The 20825-nt window shown below is 73.0% G+C and carries 19 protein-coding genes and 1 pseudogene; 14 read left to right on the top strand and 6 right to left on the bottom strand.

Going from position 1 to position 20825, the window contains the following annotated elements:
* The first annotated feature begins 122 nt into the window (after window positions 1-122).
* The 3 genes from KBX37_RS20645 (at window position 123) to KBX37_RS20635 (ending at window position 4050) form a co-directional block, all read left to right on the top strand.
* On the top strand, window positions 123-701 hold the full coding sequence (locus tag KBX37_RS20645; RefSeq protein WP_088960212.1) for an NADH-quinone oxidoreductase subunit B: 579 nt from the start codon (window positions 123-125) through the stop codon (window positions 699-701).
* Between the two features lie 82 nt (window positions 702-783).
* The gene (locus KBX37_RS35460) at window positions 784-2667 is read left to right on the top strand and encodes a collagen binding domain-containing protein (RefSeq protein ID WP_210777575.1); all 1884 of its coding nucleotides are present in this window, start codon (window positions 784-786) and stop codon (window positions 2665-2667) included.
* A 66-nt stretch (window positions 2668-2733) separates the two neighbouring features.
* Window positions 2734-4050, top strand: a complete 1317-nt coding sequence (locus tag KBX37_RS20635) for a DUF2252 domain-containing protein (protein ID WP_210777574.1) — start codon at window positions 2734-2736, stop codon at window positions 4048-4050.
* 13 nt (window positions 4051-4063) lie between these two features.
* Here the strand turns inward: KBX37_RS20635 and KBX37_RS20630 are convergent, their stop codons facing one another.
* The gene (locus KBX37_RS20630) at window positions 4064-5110 is read right to left on the bottom strand and encodes a glucose 1-dehydrogenase (protein ID WP_210777573.1); all 1047 of its coding nucleotides are present in this window, start codon (window positions 5108-5110) and stop codon (window positions 4064-4066) included.
* A gap of 106 nt (window positions 5111-5216) precedes the next feature.
* Here KBX37_RS20630 and KBX37_RS20625 point away from each other — a divergent pair, with 106 nt between their 5' ends.
* A complete protein-coding gene (locus KBX37_RS20625) occupies window positions 5217-5999 on the top strand; it encodes an NADH-quinone oxidoreductase subunit C (RefSeq protein ID WP_210777572.1) in 783 nt (260 codons plus the stop codon).
* Window positions 5999-6961 carry an NADH-quinone oxidoreductase subunit NuoH gene (gene nuoH, locus KBX37_RS20620; protein WP_088960216.1) on the top strand — a complete coding sequence of 321 codons (963 nt, stop codon included), beginning with the start codon at window positions 5999-6001 and terminating at the stop codon, window positions 6959-6961. Before KBX37_RS20625 ends, nuoH begins: the two co-directional genes overlap by 1 nt.
* Before the next feature lie 10 nt (window positions 6962-6971).
* Here the strand turns inward: nuoH and KBX37_RS20615 are convergent, their stop codons facing one another.
* Window positions 6972-8009: a glutathione S-transferase family protein gene (locus KBX37_RS20615; protein WP_210777571.1), complete on the bottom strand. Its 1038-nt coding sequence runs from the start codon at window positions 8007-8009 to the stop codon at window positions 6972-6974.
* Window positions 8010-8141: 132 nt separating this feature from the next.
* Here KBX37_RS20615 and KBX37_RS20610 point away from each other — a divergent pair, with 132 nt between their 5' ends.
* The 9 genes from KBX37_RS20610 (at window position 8142) to KBX37_RS20570 (ending at window position 18237) form a co-directional block, all read left to right on the top strand.
* The gene (locus KBX37_RS20610; protein ID WP_210777570.1) at window positions 8142-8549 is read left to right on the top strand and encodes an ester cyclase; all 408 of its coding nucleotides are present in this window, start codon (window positions 8142-8144) and stop codon (window positions 8547-8549) included.
* 503 nt (window positions 8550-9052) lie between these two features.
* Window positions 9053-9643 (top strand): NADH-quinone oxidoreductase subunit I, encoded by a 591-nt coding sequence (locus tag KBX37_RS20605; protein WP_210777569.1) that lies wholly within the window; start codon window positions 9053-9055, stop codon window positions 9641-9643.
* Window positions 9643-10164: an NADH-quinone oxidoreductase subunit J gene (locus tag KBX37_RS20600; RefSeq protein ID WP_088960220.1), complete on the top strand. Its 522-nt coding sequence runs from the start codon at window positions 9643-9645 to the stop codon at window positions 10162-10164. Before KBX37_RS20605 ends, KBX37_RS20600 begins: the two co-directional genes overlap by 1 nt.
* Window positions 10161-10559, top strand: a complete 399-nt coding sequence (nuoK, locus tag KBX37_RS20595) for an NADH-quinone oxidoreductase subunit NuoK (protein ID WP_307849139.1) — start codon at window positions 10161-10163, stop codon at window positions 10557-10559. Before KBX37_RS20600 ends, nuoK begins: the two co-directional genes overlap by 4 nt.
* On the top strand, window positions 10556-12487 hold the full coding sequence (locus KBX37_RS20590) for an NADH-quinone oxidoreductase subunit L (RefSeq protein ID WP_210777568.1): 1932 nt from the start codon (window positions 10556-10558) through the stop codon (window positions 12485-12487). Before nuoK ends, KBX37_RS20590 begins: the two co-directional genes overlap by 4 nt.
* The gene (locus KBX37_RS20585; RefSeq protein WP_210777567.1) at window positions 12484-13986 is read left to right on the top strand and encodes a NuoM family protein; all 1503 of its coding nucleotides are present in this window, start codon (window positions 12484-12486) and stop codon (window positions 13984-13986) included. Before KBX37_RS20590 ends, KBX37_RS20585 begins: the two co-directional genes overlap by 4 nt.
* Before the next feature lie 157 nt (window positions 13987-14143).
* Complete coding sequence (locus tag KBX37_RS20580) at window positions 14144-15643, top strand: NADH-quinone oxidoreductase subunit N (protein WP_210777566.1); 1500 nt, start codon at window positions 14144-14146, stop codon at window positions 15641-15643.
* 318 nt (window positions 15644-15961) lie between these two features.
* A complete protein-coding gene (gene htpX / locus KBX37_RS20575; protein WP_210777565.1) occupies window positions 15962-16840 on the top strand; it encodes a zinc metalloprotease HtpX in 879 nt (292 codons plus the stop codon).
* Window positions 16841-16977: 137 nt separating this feature from the next.
* Window positions 16978-18237: an MFS transporter gene (locus tag KBX37_RS20570; RefSeq protein WP_210777564.1), complete on the top strand. Its 1260-nt coding sequence runs from the start codon at window positions 16978-16980 to the stop codon at window positions 18235-18237.
* A 456-nt stretch (window positions 18238-18693) separates the two neighbouring features.
* On the opposite strand, the gene KBX37_RS20560 is transcribed toward KBX37_RS20570, so the two are convergent.
* From KBX37_RS20560 to KBX37_RS34635, 4 genes and pseudogenes are all read right to left on the bottom strand, one after another.
* Window positions 18694-19329 carry an SMI1/KNR4 family protein gene (locus tag KBX37_RS20560; protein WP_210777563.1) on the bottom strand — a complete coding sequence of 212 codons (636 nt, stop codon included), beginning with the start codon at window positions 19327-19329 and terminating at the stop codon, window positions 18694-18696.
* Window positions 19330-19488: 159 nt separating this feature from the next.
* Window positions 19489-19884, bottom strand: a complete 396-nt coding sequence (locus tag KBX37_RS20555; RefSeq protein ID WP_210777562.1) for a hypothetical protein — start codon at window positions 19882-19884, stop codon at window positions 19489-19491.
* A 134-nt stretch (window positions 19885-20018) separates the two neighbouring features.
* Complete coding sequence (locus tag KBX37_RS20550) at window positions 20019-20534, bottom strand: hypothetical protein (RefSeq protein ID WP_210777561.1); 516 nt, start codon at window positions 20532-20534, stop codon at window positions 20019-20021.
* A gap of 186 nt (window positions 20535-20720) precedes the next feature.
* Window positions 20721-20825, bottom strand: a pseudogene (locus KBX37_RS34635) (IS5/IS1182 family transposase); the annotation flags it as partial.

Below are 20825 nucleotides of genomic sequence, written 5' to 3'. Positions count from 1 at the left end.
TTGCCGCGGCGCGGGTGGGTTCATCCGCGTCATCACACTGGTAGAAGCCCACGACGGCCGTTCCGGTTGCAGCCCGGGCGCTGTGGTTGACTGTCCGGTGGGAGACAGGAAGGGGGGCGGTCGTGCAGCTGCCGGGAGTGCTCGGCGAGCCGATCCGGTTCGTGCTGAACTGGGGCCGCCGCTACTCGCTCTGGGTCTTCAACTTCGGCCTGGCCTGCTGCGCGATCGAGTTCATCGCCACCAGCATGGGGCGGCACGACTTCATCCGGCTGGGTGTGATCCCGTTCGCCCACGGCCCCCGGCAGGCCGACCTGATGGTGGTCTCCGGCACGGTCACCGACAAGATGGCCCCGGCGATCAAGCGCCTCTACGACCAGATGCCCGAGCCGAAGTACGTGATCTCGTTCGGCGCCTGCTCCAACTGCGGCGGCCCGTACTGGGACTCGTACTCGGTGACCAAGGGCGTCGACCAGCTCATCCCGGTCGACGTCTACGTGCCCGGCTGTCCGCCCCGGCCGGAGGCGCTGCTGCACGGCATCCTCCGCCTGCAGGAGAAGATCGCCGCCGAGCAGTCCGGGATCGGCGGGGTGGCCCGCCCCGACGCGCTCGCCTCGCCGGCGGACGCCGCGCCGCGCCCGGACTCCCCACCCCGCTCGGTCAGCTCGCTCACCTCCCCGCCGGTACGCCCGCCGGCGTCCTGAGCCGCCACCGGGCCCGACCGGCGGCGCCTTCCGGGCCGACCGGATGATCTTCGATGTAGTCCGGCGTCGTTATCTTGCTGACATGAGATCCATGCGGGCAACGGGGGCCGCCCTCCTGGCGGCGCTCGCCATAGTTCCTCTCACCGCTGCCCCGGCAGCCGCCGACACCGTCGGCTACACCGGCGTCGTCCGCGATTCCGACGGCACGCCCGTCGCGAACGCCTGCTTCGCCCTGCACACCTCGCCCACCGCCGTCGCGGCCGAGTACTGCTCGAACGCCGAGGGCCGGTACACCATCCCCAGCCCGGCGGACACGTCGAGCCACAAGGTCCGGATGCACGCCGAGGGCTTCCGCACCGAGTGGTGGTACAACGCGCCCGACCACCTGAACGCCGACACCGTCTGGTTCCCCCGCGACGAACTCGTCGAGCGGGACGTCACCCTCAGCCGCGGGTCGGCCGGCATCAGCGGCCGGATCACCGACGAGTACGGCGCGGCGACCGACGCCACCATCACGGTCTACGGCGAGGACTTCTACTACGAAGCCATCGCGTACACCTGGGACCTGGGCGCCGGACGCTACGCCCTGAACAACCTGCCGCCCGGCCGCTACCGGATCTCCATCTCGGACAACGTGCGCGGCTACCAGTGGGTGCCGCAGAAGGAGACCCGGGACGAGGCGACCGTCTTCACCCTCGCCGACGGCGACGCCCTCGTGGTGGACGAGAGCTTCCTGCCGATGGGCACGGTCGAGGCGCGGGTGACCGACGCGGTGACCGGCATGCCGGTGCGCCGGCCCTGCCTTGACGTCCTCGCCACCGGCGGCAACGACGCGCAGGCCTGCGGCACCAATGGCCTGGTCCGGATTCCCAAGGTCCGACCGGGCAGTTGGAAGCTCGCCGTCAGCGCCGGCCCGTCGTACTTCGCGATCGAGGAGACGCCGGAGTACTACCCGGTCACCCGGGGGCAGGTCACCCGGGTCGCGTTCCAGCTCGACCCGGCCGGCGCGATCACCACGACCGTGCTGGACTCGGCCACCGGCGGGCCGGCCACGGACATCTGCGTCCGGGTGGTACGCCCGAAGGGCGGCGGTCAGTCCGCCCGGATGGGCAGCTACTGCGCCTGGGACGACGGGCTGCTCGAGATGGGCCCGTTCAGCGAGGCGGGCACGTACCAGCTCTACGCGTACCAGGCGACCAACCCGTACGAGCCGCCGGCCAAGCGTTACGGCGACCAGTGGGTCACCGCGAACGGGGGCAGCGGCGACCAGCGGGAGGCGCTGCTGGTGACGGTGAAGCCCCAGCAGACCATCACCATCCCGACGATCAGGATGGACCCGCCCGGCACCATCACCGGCACGGTCCGCAACCCCGCCGGCGCGGTCGTCCCGGGCGTCTGCGCCTACCCGTTCGCCTTCCACCCCAACCAGGGCGCGATCTTCGGCGCCAACTGCACCAACTCCGCGGGCCGCTACACCATCGACGACCTCGGTCCGTACCGGTGGCCGGTCGAGTTCACGCCGAACGCCAACAGCGGGTACGCCTGGCAGTGGTCCGGCGACGTCGCCGACCGGTTCGCGGCCACGCTGACCAAGGTGAACCCGGGCGGCACCGCCACCGTGGACGCCAGGCTGGTCGCCGGCGGCGTGCTCGCCGGCAAGGTCACCAACGGGTCCACCGCCGTGGACGGCGGCTACGTGTGGACGTACAACGCGCGGACGATGGACATCGCCAGCCCGTCGTTCACCAACATCGCCCGGGACGGCACCTTCGGCCTGCGCGGCCACCGCACCCAGGACGTGTACGTCGAGTACTGGGTCGACAAGCAGTGCTGGTACGGCGTCCGGTCCGCCGCCACCGTGGCGATGAAGGCCGGCGCCACCACCACCATCGCCGCGGACACCACCCGCACCTGCGGCCGCGCCCCGGTGACCGGCTCGCAGACCCGCACCTCCGCGCCGAGCTGAGTCGACCGCCCGGCTCGCTCGCTCGGCCGAGCGCCCGGCTGGCGGCCGGGGATTAGCCTGCGGTCCATGACCCAGTCCGCGGAGCAGCGTTCCGCCTTCATCGTCGACGTGCTCACCGAGGAGTTCGGTGCGTCGATGGCACTCGACCCGGCGGCCTTCCGCCGCAAGTTCCGCAAGATGGCCGCCTCCCCGTTCGCCTTCTACCGGGGCAGCGCGTCTCTGTTCTACGCCGACCAGCGCGGCGACTTCGCCGACGAGGCGTTCCTCGACGAGCGGACCAGCCGGGTGTGGATCCACGGCGACCTGCACGCGGAGAACTTCGGCACCTACATGAACGGCTCCGGGCAGTTGGTGTTCAACGTCAACGACTTCGACGAGGCGTACGTCGGGCCGTTCTCCTGGGACCTCAAGCGCCTGGCGGCCAGTGTCGCCCTGCTCTGCTACGCCAAGGCCCTGTCGGACCAGGTGATCAGTGAGCTGGTCGCCCGGTTCGCCCGGTCGTACCTGACCGAGCTGCGGGCCATCGCGGCCGGCGGGGACGACGCGATCGGCTCGATCACCCTGGACAACGCCGACGGCGTGCTGCGCCGGGTGCTCCAGCAGGCCCGGCTCAACACCCGGGTGGACCTGCTCGCCACGCAGACCACCATCGACCACTACGAGCGCCGCTTCTCCCTCGGTGACGGGGTGTTCGAGATCGACGCGGCCACCCGCAAGAAGGTCTGCGCGGCCTTCGAGCACTACCTGACCACGCTGCCCGCGACCACCGCCCGGCTGCGTCCGGTCGCGGCCCACATCAAGGACGTGGTGCTGCGCAAGGGCGTGGGCATCGGCTCGGCCGGGCTGCCGTCGTACAACCTGCTGCTGGAGGGGCACACCCAGGCGCTGGAGAACGACGTCGTGATCTACATGAAGCAGGCGCAGGTGCCCGCGGTGGCCCGGCACATCGACGACGAGCGGGTCCGCGGCTACTTCCGGCACCAGGGCCACCGTACGGCCGAGTCGCAGCGGGCACTCCAGGCGCACGCCGACCCGTGGCTGGGCTTCACCGAGCTGGACGGGACCGGCCAGCTCGTCGCCGAGGTCTCCCCGTACGCCGCCGACCTGGACTGGGCGGACGTCAACGAGCCGGACGAGCTGGCCGGGGTGCTGAGCGACCTGGGCCGGGCGGTGGCCCGGATGCACTCGGTCGCCGACGACGAGTCCAGCCACGACCTGGTGGACTACTCCACCGAGGAGTCGATCGTGGCGGCGGTCGACGCCGACGAGGCCGGTTTCGTCACCCACCTCGTCGACTTCGCGCACGCCTACGGCGTCCGGACCCGGGAGGACCACCAGCTCTTCGTGGACCTGTTCCGCAACGGCCGCCTGCCCGGCATCTGAGCCGTCCGCCGGCTCAGGCGGTGAAGTCGAGCACCGTCTTGATGTCGCCGCCGGTGTGGGTGTACGCCTCGGCGTACGCTGACACCGGCACTCGGCGGGTGACCAGCGAGTTCAGCCAGGACTGGTCGGCCCGGGCGAGCGCCTGGGCGGCCAGGTCCCAGTGCCGCCGGTTGGCGTTGACCGACCCGAAGACCACGTTGTTCTCCAGCACCAGGTCCCGGTTGAGCGCGCCCGCGTCGAAGTCCATGCTTCGGCCGCCGCTGGAGACGCCGGTCAGGCAGACGATGCCGATCGGCCCGGCCTTGCACATCGCGTCCAGCAGCACCGGTGGCGCGCCGGTGCACTCGACCACCACGTCCGGTTCGAAGTCCAGCTCGGCCACCGGCACGGTGTGGTACGTCGCGCCGAGCGCTCGGACCAGCTCCGGCTTCGGGCCGGTGGTGTTCCGGTCGAGGACGTGCACCGCCAGGCCGCGCTGGGTGGCCAGCAGCGCGGCCAGCAGGCCGATCGGCCCGGCGCCGGTGACCAGCGCGGTCTGCGGCTTCCACTCGGCGCGGGCGCCGATCCGCTCGATGTGGTCCCAGGCCTTCGCCACCACGCTGGTCGGCTCCAGCAGCATCCCGACCGGGGCGAGGGCCGGGTCCAGGCCGACGGCGAACTTCGGTTGGATCCGCCACCGGTCCCGGGCGAAGCCGGGCAGGCCCTTGATCCCGTGCTCGGTGTACTGCCCGTTGCGGCACATGTCCCACTCGTCGACCGCGCAGTTCGGGCAGGGCACCGGGTCCGGGCGGCGGACCACGCCCGCCACCAGGTCGCCGGGTTGCAGGGTGCCGGTCGGGTCCTCCAGCACCCGGCCCAGCGACTCGTGCCCGAGCACCAGCCGCTCCTGGCCGGGCGGGGCCTCGCCGTACTCGCCCGCGGCGATCTCCAGATCGGTGCCGCAGATGCCGACTGCCAGCGCCTCGACCAGGATCGCGCCCTCCTCGGGCGCCGGCTCGGGCCAGTCGTCCACCATTCGCAGCGAGTCGGGCACTCCGGGAGTCACAGTGACGGCGCGCACGGTGACCATCTTTCCCCCTCCGGCGTCCACCCGCCGGGTAAAGCGGCCAGATGTCCGCCCGGGCGGCCCGACACGGCCGCGGGCCGGCGGCCCTAGGATCAGCGGCATGACTCCGGAAGAGGTCGGCCAGCGGGTGGTCGCGCTGCTCGCGCCGGTCGAGGCCACCGCGTCGGTCTCCGGCGGTCAGTCGCACGCCCGCGCCACCGTCGACGTACCCCTCGCGAGCTGGACCGACGCGCTGCGCGCGGCGCGCGACGACGCCGAGCTGGCCTGCGACTTCTTCGACTGGCTCTCCGCGGTCGACGAGCTGGCCGACGGCTTCGACGTGGTGGTCCACCTCTGGTCCACCACCCACCGACACGGCGTGCTGCTGCGCACCCGGGTGCCCCGCGAGTCGCCGACGGTGGCCTCGGTGGTCGGCCTCTGGCCGGGCGCCGCCTGGCACGAGCGGGAGACCCACGAGATGTTCGGCATCGACTTCGCCGGTCACCCCGGGCTGGCCCCGCTGCTGCTGCCGCCGGAGTTCGAGGGACATCCGCTGCGCAAGGAGTTCGTGCTCGCCTCCCGGGTGGCCAAGCCCTGGCCGGGGGCGAAGGAGCCGGGCGAGTCGGAGGCCGGCGGCGGTCGCCGGCCGATCCGGCCGCCGGGCGTACCCGCGCCGGGGGAGTGGGGCACCACGCCGACGCCCGCCGGGGCGGCCGGGGTGGGCGAGGGGCCGCGCGGCGGCACTCCGGCCCGCCCGGCCCGGGAGCGGCCCGCCCGGCCGGCTCCGGGCCCGCCGGCGACGCGTACCCCGGGGGCCGGGGCGACCGGCGACGGCCCGGCGGCGGCCGGAGAGCCCGCGACCGGCGACGGCCCGGCGCCGCGCGACGAGGAAGGTAGGGCCTGATGCCCACCTGGTTGGAGCTGGTGATCCGGGTCGGTGGCGTGCTGGTCGCCTTCCTCACCCTGCCGCTGGTGGTCGGCCAGGCCGAACACAAGGTGATGGCGCACATGCAGGGCCGGCTCGGCCCGATGTACGCGGGCGGCTTCCACGGCTGGGCGCAGCTGGTCGCCGACGGGGTGAAGTTCGTGCAGAAGGAGGACGTCACCCCGCGCGAGGCGGACCGGGCGGTGTTCCGGCTCGCGCCGGTCGTGGCACTGGTGCCCTACCTGCTGGTCCTGCTGGTCATCCCGCTCGGCCCCGACGATCTGGTCGGGCAGCCGCTGGACATCGGCCTCTTCTTCGTCCTCGCCGTGGTCGGCGTCGGCGTGGTCGCGGTGCTGATGTCGGCCTGGGCCTCGGCCAACAAGTACAGCCTGCTCGGCGGCCTGCGCGGGGCGGCCCAGCTGCTCGGCTACGAGCTGCCGCTGGTGCTCTCCGCCGCCTCGGTGGCGATGGCGGCGGGCACGCTCAGCCTCTCCGGCATCGTCGAGGCGTGGCAGCCCTGGTGGCTGCTCTGGCAGGCGCCCGCGATGTTCGTCTTCTTCGTCGCCGGGCTGGCCGAGATCCGGCGACCCCCGTTCGACATGCCGATCGCCGACTCCGAGCTGGTCTTCGGGTACATGACCGAGTACACCGGCCTGCGCTTCGCCTTCTTCCTGCTCGCCGAGTACGTCGGCATCGTGGTGATCGCCGCGCTGACCACGGTGCTCTTCCTCGGCGGCTGGCAGGGCCCGTTCGCCGACGGTCAGCTCGGTTGGCTCTGGACGCTGCTGAAGGTCTTCGCGGTCTCCTTCGTGATCATCTGGCTCCGGGTCTCGTACCCGCGGCTGCGGGAGGACCAGCTGCAACGCCTCTGCTGGCTGGTGCTGGTACCGCTCTCCCTGGCCCAGTTGGTCCTCACCGCCGCCGTGCGCGTCGCGCTGTAGCGGCCCGCGCTCAGCGCAGCGGGGTGTGGGCGGGGTCGACCCGCTCGTCGGCCGGCGGGGGTGGCGGCGCGGTGCCGTCGCCGAAGGGCCGCCCGCCGAGTTCCTCCCGGCCGTGCGGGGTGAGCCAGTTGGACAGGTCGGGGCCGAGCGGCGTCACTCCGGTCGGGTTGATGTCCCGGTGCACCTCGTAGTAGTGCCGCTTGATGTGGTCGAAGTCGACCGTGTCGCCGAAGCCGGGGGTCTGGAACAGGTCCCGCGCGTACGCCCACAGCACCGGCATCTCGGTCAGCTTGCTGCGGTTGCACTTGAAGTGGCCGTGGTAGACCGGGTCGAAGCGGGTCAGGGTGGTGAACAGCCGCACGTCCGCCTCGGTGATGGTGTCGCCGACCAGGTAGCGCTGGCCCGCCAGCCGCTCGGTCAGCCAGTCCAGTCGGTCGAAGAGCTGGTGGTACGCCTTCTCGTACGCCTCCTGGCTGCCGGCGAAGCCGCACCGGTAGACGCCGTTGTTGACGTCCCGGAACAGCACCGCGCTCACCTCGTCGATCTCGTCGCGCAGCCCTTCCGGGTAGAGCTGCGGCGCGCCCTCGCGGTGGTACGCCGTCCACTCGGTGGACAGGTCCAGGCTCATCTGCCCGAAGTTGTTGGTGACCACCTGCCCGGTCGGCACGTCCACGATCGCCGGCACCGTGATGCCCCGCTCGTAGCCGGGGAAGCGGGCGAAGTACGCCTCCTGGAGCCGCTCGATGCCGAGCACCGGGTCCCGCCCGCCCGGGTCCAGGTCGAACGTCCAGCTCCGGGCGTCGTGGGTCGGCCCGGCCACCGCCATCGAAATGGCGTCCTCCAGCCCGAGCAGCCGCCGCACGATGATCAGCCGGTTCGCCCAGGGGCAGGCGCGGCTGACCGCGAGCCGGTACCGCCCCGGCTCGACCGGGTAGCCGTCCCGCCCGTCGGCGGTGATCCGGGTGGCGATGTAGCGCTGGTCGCGGGTGAACTCACCGCCCGGCTCGACGTACTTGCCGCCGGTCTTCCCGCCTGCCGCCTCGCCCACTTCGCCCCCTGGAGTCCGTTCGTCGTGTCCCCTCCCATCTTTGCCGATCTCCCGCCCTCTGGCCCGGGGACCGTCCGTCTCCGCGGTCGCACGGCCGCATTTCGTCCGGCCCGGCCCGGCTAGGCTGCCCGGGTGATCGATCTGGAGGCGCTGGCCCGGCGGTTCGTCGCCGACGTGTGGAACGGCGGGCGCGAGGAGTCCGCGTACGAGCTGATCGGGGCGGAGTGCCCGGGGTTCGGCGGGGTCGGGCCGGAGGCGACGCTGGCCTGGCACCGGGACCGCCGGGCGGCCTTCCCCGACCTGCGCTACAAGATCGTGGACGTGGTGGCCGCCGCCGACCGGGTGGCGGTGCGCTGGCGGGCGGCCGGCACCCAGGCCGGGCAGTTCGGCCCGGTGCCGCCGACCGGGCAGGTGGTCAGCTACTCGGGGGCGACGTTCCTGCGCTTCGACCCGGAGGGGCGGATCGTCGACGTGTGGAGCGTCAACGAGCTGTTCCAGCTCCTCCAGCAGCTCGGCGTGGAGGTCCTGCCGCCGGTCTGACCCGCCGGTCCGGCCCGCCGGTCCGGCCCGGTGCAGGGGGCAACTCGCGGCCGTCGGGCACAACATCCTGACCAGGGATATGCCTGAGCGGCATAAATATGCCTCTCAGGCATATCGCTCACGAGCGCATCCGCCTCCCGGCCGGCGTCCCGGTCGGTGTCCGACCACCCGGCATCGCCCGCCAACCGAGCGGAGACCGGCAAGCGGCGCGTGCGGAGGTCGGAACGCCACGACCGCCGCGGGGGCGACCCGCAACGGCCCGCGGCCCGCACCGGCGCCCTTCACGGGGGACGCCGCACGGGCCGCGGACGCGCCGGGGCTCAGCCCGGCTTCGACGGGCCTTCCCGGGTCGCGACCGGGACGGCCAGGCAGGTGCTGCCCGGCACCAGGCGGAGCAGCATAGATGATCAACAACGTCGGCGGCGTCCCGCGCGGAGTCCCGGATCGCGATCACAGCCGGGTGGTGGTCGCGCGCGCCGGGGGCACAGGGCAGGATGAGCGTCATGAGCGAGCGCAGCGGCATTCCCGGCGAAGGGCTGGTGAAGGGGCTGGCGGTCACGCTGAAGACGATGACCAGCCGGTCGACCACCCAGCAGTACCCGGACGTCGCCCCCGAGCTGCCGCCCCGCTCCCGGGGCGTGATCGCGTTGCTGGCGGAGAACTGCACGGTCTGCATGCTCTGCGCCCGGGAGTGCCCCGACTGGTGTATCTACATCGACTCCCACAAGGAGGAGGTGGTGGTGGCCGGGGCCGCCCGCCCCCGCCAGCGCAACGTGCTCGACAAGTTCGACATCGACTTCTCGCTCTGCATGTACTGCGGGATCTGTGTCGAGGTCTGCCCGTTCGACGCGCTCTACTGGTCGCCCGAGTTCGAGTACGCCGAGTACGACATCAAGGACCTGCTGCACGACAAGGACCACCTCGGCCAGTGGATGGGGACGGTCCCGCCGCCGCCCGCGCACGACCACAACGGTGAGCCGGCCAAGGAGGAGTCCACCGCCGCGCGCAAGGCCGCGGCCCCGACCAGCTCCGCCGCCCGCCCCACCGTGGTACGCCCCGAGTCCGGTCCCGCCGCCGACGGGGGTACGCCCTGATGACCGGTGCGGACGTGCTGCTGCTCGCCCTCGGCGCGGTGGCGGTCGGGGCGGGCGTGCTCGTGGTGGGCACCAAGCACCTGGTGCGGGCCGGCCTCTACCTGGTGGTCTGCCTCGGCGCCCTGGCCGGTGACTACCTGGTGCTCACCGCCGAGCTGGTGGCCTGGGTGCAGGTGCTGATCTACGTGGGCGCGGTGGTGGTGCTGCTGCTGTTCGCGGTGATGCTGACCCGCGCCCCGATCGGCGCCTCCGACGACCTGGACCGTCCCGGCTGGCCGGCCGCGCTGATCGGTGCGGGCAGCGGGCTGGGGCTGGCCGTGCTGCTGGTCGACGCGTTTCGCTGGACGCGGGTCGAGCTGCCGGCGGCGGGCACCGCCGAGCGCCTGGGTGAGCAGGTCTTCCGCTCCTGGGTGCTGCCGTTCGAGGTGCTCTCGGTGCTGCTGCTGGCCGCCCTGGTCGGCGCGATCGTCCTGTCCCGCCCCGACATCGGCCGCCGCCCCGACGAGGGCGGTCGCCGGTGAGACCCGTCATCCCGTACGTCACCGCCGCGCTGCTGTTCGGCCTCGGCGTCTACGGCGTGCTGCGCCGTCGCAACGCGGTGCTGGTGCTGATGGCGGTCGAGCTGATGCTCAACGCCGTCAACCTGATCCTGGTCACCGCCGACACCACGGCGAAGGCCGCCCTGCCGCACGGCGGGCAGGTCTTCGCGCTCTTCGTGATCGTGCTGGCCGCCGCCGAGATCGGCGTGGGCTTGGCGATCGTGCTCCAGCTCTACCGGCTGCGGGCCAGCGTCGCCGTGGACGAGGTGCCGCTGACCGAGGCTCCGGCGCTCGTGCCGGCCGAGCCGCTCGCCGCGGCAGTCGGCGTCGAGCGGCCGTCGGGCGGGCACGCCGACCGGCCGGAGGGGGACCGGTGACCGGGCTGCTCGGGGCCGCGCTGCCGGCCGTACCCCTGGTGGCCGGCCTGATCGGGCTGCTGCTGCCACCGTCGCCGCGCGGCGCGGCCACCGGGGAGGACCGGGCCCGGCGGGTCGCGATCGGCCTCGGGGTGGCCGGCGCGGCCGGGGCGCTGCTGATCGCGCTGGTCCTGCTGGCCCGGGTCGGCGACCCGGTCGAGACCTCCACGACCTGGATCGACCTGGGCGCGCTGCGGGTCACCCTCGGGGTGCGGCTGGACGGCACCGCGGCCCTGGTCGCGGTGGCCGTCGCGGCGGTCGCGCTGGCCGTGCAGGTCTACTCCACCGCCTACCTGAAGCGGGGGCCGCACGACGACGTCGAGGTCGACCACCGCTACCCGCCGTACGCGGCCCAGATCAGCCTCTTCACCGCCGCGATGCTGCTGGTGGTGGTCGCCGGTGACCTGGTCATGCTGCTGGTCGGCTGGGAGGTGATGGGCCTCTGCTCCTACCTGCTGATCGCCCACGACCGGCGGCTGCCCGAGGCGCCGGCCGCCGCGATGAAGGCGTTCCTGGTCACCCGGGTGGGCGACGTCGGCTTCCTGCTCGGCATCGCGCTGCTCGGCGTCTCGGCGGGCAGTTTCCGGATCGCCGACGTGCTCGCCCACGACCACGCCACCGGCACCCTCACCGCCGCCTGCCTGCTGCTGCTGGCGGGGGTGGCCGGCAAGAGCGCGCAGTTCCCGCTGCACACCTGGCTGCCGGACGCGATGGCCGGCCCGACCCCGATCTCCGCGCTGATCCACGCGGCCACCATGGTCGCCGCCGGCGTGTACGCGGTGGCCCGGCTCTACCCCCTGTTCGAGGCCACCCCGACCGCGCTGGCCGTGCTCGGGGTGATGGCCTCGATCACCCTGCTGCTCGGTGCCCTCGCGGCGACCGCCCAGGACGACCTCAAGCGGGTGCTCGCCTGGTCGACGGTCTCCCAGATCGGCTACATGACCGGGGCGCTCGCCGTCGGCGCGCCGGCCGCCGCGCTGTTCCACCTGCTCACCCACGCCGCCTTCAAGGCGCTGCTCTTCCTCGCCGCCGGTGCGGTGATCCACGCCGTCGGCACCACGCTGATGTCCCGGATGGGCGGCCTGCGCCGGGACATGCCGGTGACCTTCTGGTGCACGCTGATCGGGCTCGGCGCGCTGGCCGGGGTGCCGCCGCTGTCCGGGTTCTGGAGCAAGGACGGCGTGCTCGCCGTCGCCGAGGCCGCCGCCCTGGACGGCGCCGGCCCCGCGCCGGCCTGGGTCGGCTGGCTGGTCTGGCTGGCCGGGCTGCTCGGCGTCGTGATCACCGCCTGGTACGCCACCCGGCTGCTGCTGCGCACGTTCCACGGTGAGCGCCGGATGCCGCTGCTGCGCCCGCACGACCCGCCGGCCGCGATGCGGTGGCCGGTGCTGCTGCTCGCGGTCCCGGCCGCGCTGCTCGGACTGGTCGGCTTCGTGCAGTCGATCGCCGACCGGCTGCTCGTCCCGACCGTGCCGACGCTGGCACCGGGGGAGGCGTTGCTCGTCCACGTCGGGCCGGCGCTGCTGCTGCCGACCGCGTTGCTGCTGCTCGGGGCCGGGCTGGCCTGGGCCGGCTGGCGCCGGGACCCGGCCGCCGACCCGGCCCGCGCGCTGGGCCCGCTGCGGCCGGTCTTCGCCCGGGCGTTCCGGCTCGACGACGTCCAGCACGCCCTCGTCGTACGCCCGGCGAGGGCGCTCGCCCGCCTCGCGAGTACCGGTGACGAGGTGGGGGTGGACGGCCTGGTCGAGGGGAGCGGCCGGGGCGCGTCCGGCCTCGGCGGTGGCCTGGCCGCGCTGCACCGGGCGGCGCTGCCCCGCGCGGCGGCGGCGGTGCTGGCCGGCGCGCTGCTGATCGGGCTGGCCACCGTCCTGATCGGAGGACTCCCATGAGTCTCGGAGAGTTCCTGCTGGTCGCGGTGCTGGCCCTGCCGGCGGTCGGGGCGGTCCTCGTCGCGGTGACGCCCCGGGAGCGGGTGGCCCGGCTGGTCGGCACGGCGGTGGCCGCGTTGACCCTGGTCGGCGCGGTGCTGCTGGTGTTCGGCGACCACGGGTGGTTCGGCTACGGCCCGGCGCCGGCGGTGCAGCCGTGGCACCAGCTCGACCTGCCCTGGGTGCCCGGCCTGGACCTGCGCTTCCACCTCGGGGTGGACGGGATCTCCTGGCCGCTGGTGGTGCTCACCGCCCTGCTCACCCTGCTCTGCTGCGGCTACACCCTCTGGCGGGTGCCGGCCGGCGGGAGCGGCCGGGCACTGGTGGCGCTGCTGCTGGTGGTCGAGGTGGGCATCCTCGGCACCTTCCTCGCCCTCGACCTGGTGCTCTTCTTCGCGTTCTTCGAGGTCGTCCTGCTCCCCATGTACGCGATCATCGCGGGCTGGGGCGGCGCGGACCGCCGCCGGGCGGCGCGGAAGTTCGCGCTCTACACGCTCCTCGGCTCGGTGCTGCTGCTGGTCGGCGTCTACGTGGTGGTCGCCGCCGCCGGCACCGCCGACATCGTCGCGCTCACCGGTGGGGCCGGGCTGTCCCGGGGCACCCAGCTTGCGGCGTTCACCCTGCTGGGGCTCGCCTTCGCGGTTAAGGCCCCGCTCTGGCCGCTGCACTCCTGGCTGCCCGACGCGCACACCCAGGCGCCGACCGTCGGCAGCGTGATCCTCGCCGGGGTGCTGCTCAAGATGGGTACGTACGGCCTGATCCGGGTCGCGGTCGGGGTCGCCCCCGAGGGCGCCCGCTGGGCCGCCCCGGTCCTCGGCGTGCTGGCCGTCGCGGCGATCCTGATCGGATCGCTGGTCTGCCTCGCGCAGGACGAGCTGAAGCGGCTGATCGCGTACTCCAGCGTCGGTCACATGGGGTTCGTGCTGCTCGGGGTGGCCACGCTGACCGCCACCGGCATCCAGGCGGCCCTGATCGGCAACATCGCGCACGGGGTGATCACCGGCCTGCTCTTCTTCCTCGCCGGGGCGGTCAAGGACCGTACCCACACCGGCGCGCTCGCCGAACTCTCCGGGCTGCGGGAGACCGCGCCCCGGCTCGCCGGGCTGCTCGGCTTCGCCGCGGTGGCCTCGCTCGGCCTGCCCGGGCTGGCCGGCTTCTGGGGTGAGGCGTTCGCCGTGTTCGCCGCCGTCCGGCGGGGCGGGCCGCTCTGGACCACGCTGGCCGTGCTGGCCGCGCTGGGCGGGGCGCTCACCGCCGCGTACTTCCTGCGGCTGCTGCGGCAGGTCACCCACGGGCGGCCCAGCCCGGCGGTGGGCCGGCTCGCGCCCGGGCTGGCCGGGGCCGAGCTGACCGCCTGGACGCCCCTGGTGCTGCTCGCCCTCGCGGTCGGCCTGGCGCCCACGCTGGTGCTCGGCCTCGCCACCGGCCCGGTCGACGCCCTGGTGGGAGTGCTCCGGTGACCGCCCGGACCGCCCGGGCCGTCGGCGGCGCGATGGGGACGGGCGGCACGGCGGGACCGCGCGGTCGTGGGCGGAAGTGGACCGGCGAGCGTCGGACGTGCGGCGTGCGGGTCGCTCGTGGAGGCGGCCGGGTGGCCGGGCGGCGGGAGTGGGCGGCATGAGTCTCGTGCAGAGCGTGGACAACGTGGCGCTGCTGCCGGCGTACCTGGCCGCCGGCACCGCCGTACTCGTGCTCCTGGCCGACCTGCTGGTGGCCCGGCACGGCGCGACGGTGGCCGTGGCCGCCGCGGGCGCCGTCGCCACCGCCGCCGGCGCGGCGCTGGTCGGCGCGGGGGAGACCCGGCGGACCTTCTGCGTCGGCGCCGACTGCTCCTGGGTCCTGGACGGCCGGGCGGCCCTGGTCGCCGCCGTCTTCGCCCTGCTCACCCTCGGGGTGCTCGGGCTCTCCGGGCCGCTGCTGTGCGGCGGGCCGACGCCGCCGGGGGAGTTCTGCTTCCTGCTCGCCTGTTCGATGACCGGTGGCGTGGTGCTCGGCGCCGCGGGTGACCTGATCACCCTGATCGTCGCGCTGGAAACCCTCACCCTGCCGCTGTACGTGCTGGTCGGCCTGCGCCGGGGCAGCCTGGCCAGCGCCGAGGCGGCGGTCACCTTCTTCGTGGTCAGCGTGGTCGCGACCACCCTGACCCTGCTCGGCGCGGCGCTGCTCTACGCGGTCACCGGCGGGCTGCACCTGGACCGGCTGGGCGGGATCTTCGGCGACCGCCCGGAGCTGCTCGACCTGCCGCTGGCGACCGCCGCCGTCGCGCTGGTGGTGCTCGGCCTGGCGTTCAAGGTGGCGGCGGTGCCGTTCCACGCCTGGGCGCCGGCCACCTACGACGGCGCGCCGCTGCCGGTGGCCGCGTACCTCTCGACCGCCTCCAAGCTCGGCGGGGTGGTGGCCCTGCTCGCCGTGGTGCAGCGCGCGCTGCCGGCCGACGTCACCGGCCCGGTGCTCGCCCTGCTCGCCGTGCTGACCATGACGGTCGGCAACCTGGTGGCGCTGCGCCAGCGGCGTACGGTCCGCCTGCTCGCCTGGTCGTCGGTGGCCCAGGCCGGCTACATCCTGGCCCCGCTGGGCGCGTTGGCGCTGGCCGCCGGGCGCACCGACGAGGCCCGGGCGGAGGCGTACGCCGCCGCGGTCGCGTACGCGGTCTTCTTCGTGCTGCTGGAGCTGGCGGCCTTCGCGGCGCTGGTGGCGTTGCGCCCGGCCGGCGCGGACGGCGGCACCGTCGACGACCTGCGTGGGGCGGCCCGCCGGCGGCCGTGGGTGGCGGCGGCCCTCGCGCTGGCGCTGATCGGCCTGGCCGGTCTGCCGCCGGGGCTGGCCGGTCTCTTCGCCAAGGTCACCGTGGTCCGGTCGCTGCTGACCGGTGGTGCCGGCTGGCTGGCCCTGGTGGTGGCGGTCAACGCGGTGATCGGGCTCGCCTACTACCTGCGCCTCGCCGCCACCCTGTACGCCGGCGACGCCCGGGACGACCGTTCCGGCGAGGAAGGCGGGGTGTCGGCTGTCGGCGGTCGGGTGGCCTGGCCGGTCACCACCGCGCTGGCCCTGGCCACCGCGCTGGCCGTGGTGGTCGGTTTCGCCCCGCAGCTCGTCCTCGACCTCGCCGCTCGCTGACCCTTCTCCCGGTTGCCGGGGCTCGCCGCCCCTTCGCCCCCGCCACTCCTGTCGCGACCTCGCCGGCACCTTTCGCCACCGCCCGCACAGTTTCAGATCGCTCGCGCCCTCGCCACCCTTGTCGAGCGGTCTGCGGCGAGTCGTGGTGTCCCGGCCGAGGGATGCCGCGACACGCCGCAAAGCGCCCGGGGCGGCGCTCGCAGCGCCCCCACAGCGACCTCCAGCCAACTCACAGTCATGAGCAGGATGGTTGACGGGTACCGGTGACGTTGGACCGGTCAGCGGGTCCCGCGTGGCCCGCGCACCGAAGGAGTGATCGTGCATCACAACCGTCTGAAGACCGCAGCGCTGCTCGGCCTGTTGACCTCGCTGATCCTCGCGGTCGGCTACTGGTTCGGCGGCAGCGGCGGCCTCGTCATCGCCGTCGTCGTCTCGTTGCTGATGAACGGTGTGTCCTACTTTTTCTCGGACAAGCTGGCGCTGCGCTCGATGCGGGCGCAACCGGTCAGCGAGGCCGAATTCCCCGAGCTGTACCGGATGGTCCGTGAGCTGGCCACCGAGGCGCGGCAGCCGATGCCCCGCCTGTACGTCAGCCCGACCTCGCAGCCCAACGCGTTCGCGACCGGGCGTAACCCGGCCCACGCGGCGGTCTGCGTCACCCAGGGGATCACCGAGATCCTGGACTACCGGGAGCTGCGCGGGGTGATCGGCCACGAGCTGTCGCACGTCTACAACCGGGACATCCTCATCTCCAGCGTGGCGGCCGGCCTGGCCGGCATCATCACGGCGCTGGCCAACATCGCCTGGTTCATCCCGCTGGGCGGTGGCGACGACGAGGACGCCCCGAACCCGGTCGTACTGCTGCTCACCCTGATCCTCGGCCCGATCGCGGCCACCGTGATCCAGCTGGCGATCAGCCGGAGCCGGGAGTTCCAGGCGGACGCCTCCGGCGCCCAGCTCACCCGGGACCCGCTGGCCCTGGCCAGCGCCCTCCGGAAGATCCACATGGGTACCCAGAAGCGTCCGCTGCCCGCGCAGGGCCAGCTGACCAGCACCGCCCACCTGATGATCGACAACCCGTTCAAGCGAGGCGGCGGCATCGCCGCGCTCTTCTCCACCCACCCCCGGATGGAGGAGCGGGTCGCCCGGCTGGAGCAGTTGGCCGCCAACAGCGGCCCGGTGCAGTTCCAGCGCTGACCCACCTCGACACCTCCGCCCGCGTCCGGTCCGGATGCGGGCGGAGTCGTGTGTCCGAGCACAAACCGGTTCCCTCCGGTCCTGCCCGCCGTTAGGGTCGAAACGTCTCTCACCCATTACATCCTCGGAGGTCGACCGTGGCCGCAATGCGCCAGTACCTGGGCGTCTGGCGGATCCCCGGCGCACCGATGCTGCTGGTCTTCGGCATCATCGGCCGGCTCGGGATCGGCATGACGCCACTGGCGCTGCTGCTGGTGGTGGAGCAGGTGACCGGGCGATACTCGCTCGCCGCCGTCGCCGGAGGCGTCTACGCCCTCTCCGGCGCCGCGCTCAGCCCCGTCGCCGGCCGGGTCGCCGACCGGATCGGTCCCACCCGGGTGCTGCTGGCCACCGCCGTCGCCCACCCGCTGGCGCTCTTCGGCCTGCTCTGGGCGAGCCGCTCGGACGCCGGCGGCCTCGGCCTGATCTACCTCGCCGCCGGGATCGCCGGTGCGACCTACCCGCCGCTGACCGCCGCGATCCGGGGTGCCTGGAACGACCTCACCGGCCCGAACTCCGGGCGGTACCACCTGCGCAACACCGCGCTGGCCGCCGAGACCTCGCTCTTCGAGGTCGTCTTCGTGCTCGGCCCGCTGCTGGTGGCCGGCTTCGTGCTCGTCGCCGACGCCGCTGCCGCGCTGGTCGGCGCCGCCCTGGTCACCCTGGTCGGCACGGCAGCCGTGGCGCTGGGGCGGGTGATGCGCGGCTGGCAGCCGCACCCGCGCGAGCACCATGCCAAGGGCCTCGGCCCGCTGCGGGTGGGCGGCTTCCCCGCGCTGCTGGTCTGCGTCGCCAGCCTCGGCATCGCGTTCGGCGCGGCCGGGGTGATCGTGCCGGCCTTCGCCGGTGACCAGCCCACCGCCGATCCGGAGAGCCTCGCCGGCATCCTGCTCGCCGTCTGGGGCGTCGGCAGCGCCGCCGGGGGCTTCTGGTTCGGCGTACGCAAGCCGTCGGCGAACATGACCCGCCAGTTCGCCTGGCTCCTCGGCGCGGTGGCCGCCAGCTTCGCCGTCTTCGCGGTGATGCCCGGTCCGGCGGCGCTGGGCGTCGCGCTGGTGGTCGGTGGCGCCACCATCGCGCCGGCGCTCACCCTGGAGAACACCCTGGTCGGGCGGATCGCCCCGCCCGGCATGCTGAACGAGGCGTACACCTGGGTGGTGACCATGTCGGTCGCGGCGAGCGCCGGCGGCGGCGCGGTGGCCGGGCTGATCGTCGACCACGCCGGCGGCGTGCCGTGGGCGTTCCTCTTCGCCGGGGCCGCAGTGGCCGTCGGGGCCGCGGTGGCCGCGATGCCCGCCGGGCCGATCGCCCGGGCCGAGGCGACAGCGGTACGCGCCGAGCAGCCGAGCCTGGTCTGACCGCCCCCTGGCCGGAAGCGGCGTCGCGGCCGTTCCCCCGAAGGAAACGGCCGCGACGGTCTGTGTTCCCCTGATCGGGGTACAGCGTCGGAATGTTTCTCTTCTTCTCGAACCGGCTGGGATGCCTCGGCTCCCTGTTGATCAGCGCGATCCTGACCGTGGTGCTGTTGTTGATCTTCTCCCGCTGAACAACCCGGCGTTGAGGTGCCAGCCAGGTGGTGACGGTGGCTCGAACGGACGTCCTGTCGCGCGGGCCGCGCCCGGCCAGGAACAGCACGGGTCCGCCGAGGATGACGGTGATCCAGGCCGGTTGCGGGTGCCCGAGTGGATGGGCGATGACGAGTTCGTCGCCGACGGCGGTGGCGACGATGCCGGCCACCATGATCGGCTGGAAGTATGTCGCCGAGAAGGCGACGCGGGTCGGGCCCGGGGCCGCTGTGCCGCCGCCGGACCGATTTAGCTGCACGACCATTCGAGTTCACCGTCAGGCGTGACGATCGGTACGGCGCTGGGATCGGCGGTAGAGCCTGCGGCTCGCTGCCGACGAGCGAAATCCAGACACGCGGGAGTTCCGCTCTGCAGGGCGACAGCTACGTCGGTGAGCATGGCAGCGACGCTGTCCCAGATCGGTAGGGCGAGGAAGGCTTGTTCGTGGTCCCACTCGCTGACACAGCCGTGCAATGGTCCGGGCCGCAGGTCGACGAAGAGCAGCTGACCACAGTGATCCTCTGCGATCGGCACGAACGCGTCCTGAAATGCGCGGCTGAACTCTCCGGCTTGCCCGGTCATCGCCGTGGGCGACCCGAACTTGGCCTCCAGATCGAGCTGGGACTGCCGCGCCTCGATGACGCGAGCTGTGCACAGGGGCACATGGATCTCCGGTAGCAACGCGTACACCGCGCCGTCGGTGAAGCCGTCGCAGGATTCCCACCAGGCCACAAGGTCAGCTGGGAGCCTGACCGGGAGCTGCCGTTGGACGGCCTCGATGGCGGCGGGAGAGGCCGGTGGGCGCATCTCGGATGCGGTCAGCGGCGCGTGCTCGGCCAACCATGTAGCGATCAGCTGCCAGGACTGGGGGACCTGCGAAGTCACGGCCACATTCTCCACAGGGAGGGCCGCCGACGTGGTCCCCCGCCCGCTGCGTCATACGGGTCGCCCGGATTTAAGGACCGGACGGGCCGGCGGGTGTCGGACCGAGAACAGCGGGGGAGGCATGGCCCGCTGAACGGCATGGCCAGGCCTCACCTCAGCTCATGGATGCATCCTGCCGGGAGAGTCGAGAACGGCTTCTGCCAGGTCCGCCGGGAACATTCGCTTGACGCTCGCGGCGTACTCGCTCCCGTCCAAAGGTCGGCTCACCTGGTCACCATCTACCCGCACTGGCAAGGAGACACCCGATGTAACGCCCGGCTCCGGTGTACCTTCGCACAGCGCCCAGGCAAACGACGAGGAACCGTCCCCGCCAAGCAGTCGGACGTTGCAGGTACCCGGACCGCTGAGCAACTTGCCAGGCAGGAGCGAGGCGAGCCGCCTCTCCTCAACCTGGACAGCGGCGGTGCCGCGGTCGGGCAATACGTACTCCGGCTCAGAACAGCCAGCGAGCAGCACGACCGCCATGCCGAGCCAGGCGGCGAACCGGCGCGTCATCCACCGATCATCGCACGTTCCATGGCTGGGCAGGTCCCGCGAAAGCAGCCGAGCGAGCAGACGGGACCTGCGCCCGCGGCGAGCGCAGCGACAGCGCCGTGAACATGCGGTCGGGTTCGAGTGGAGCGCCGCGCCTACCGTTGGCTGTCCGGCGACAGGTGAGGCGCCATGTAGCGGATCAGGGGTCCGTGTGGATCGCGATAGTCAAGAACGATGTCCGGTTCACCGACGGTCGATGAGGTTGGCTCGCTCGTTCCTTGGTGGCTGACGTCGCCACTGTCCTGCGTGGGGATGCCGGCCGTCACGCTGATGTTCACGTGCCGCACGCCACGGTCTGTCTCCATGGCGAGTCCGCTCACGATGACGACAACAGTCCGACCCTCTTCCTGCCGCTCCGGCAGCAGGCCGCTGCCGTCATCCGGATCCGGTTCCCCGGGCAGGCAGCGGCAGATCCGGCCACGGGCGTGCAGTGCCTGCGCCAGGTAATCAACCAGGGCCCGGTGGGTGCTGGGACAGGACACGGCCACTCGAAGTCCCTTGCCGATCGACGCTGCCGCAATCGCGTCGGCAATCGTTGACAGCGCCGTCCGCTCGCGCGCGACCACGGAAAGATCAGGCACGTCGCGCCATTCACTGAGGCTTGACTCCACTTCCTGGAGGCGTGCCGAGCCCGCTTGCGTGTTACATGGCTGGGCGTGGGCGGGCAGGCGACGCCCTGACGAAGCCGACGGCAGAGCTGGTTCCGCACGCCGTCGACGCGGCTCACGTCCAGGCGGTCGTCAGGCCGCACGGCGGGACGGCCACCGTGGAGGATCTAGGGCCTGTGTCGAAGTCGGTCACAGCCACTCGTTGATCGCGGCGATGTGCACGGTGGCTTCGTAGCGCACGGCGAGCTTGTCGAAGCGGGTCGCCACGGCCCGGTTGCGTTTGAGGCGGTTGAT

The organism is Micromonospora sp. U56, assembly GCF_018070095.1.
GTDB lineage: Bacteria > Actinomycetota > Actinomycetes > Mycobacteriales > Micromonosporaceae > Micromonospora > Micromonospora purpureochromogenes.
This window is presented reverse-complemented; position numbering and strand designations above follow the sequence as displayed.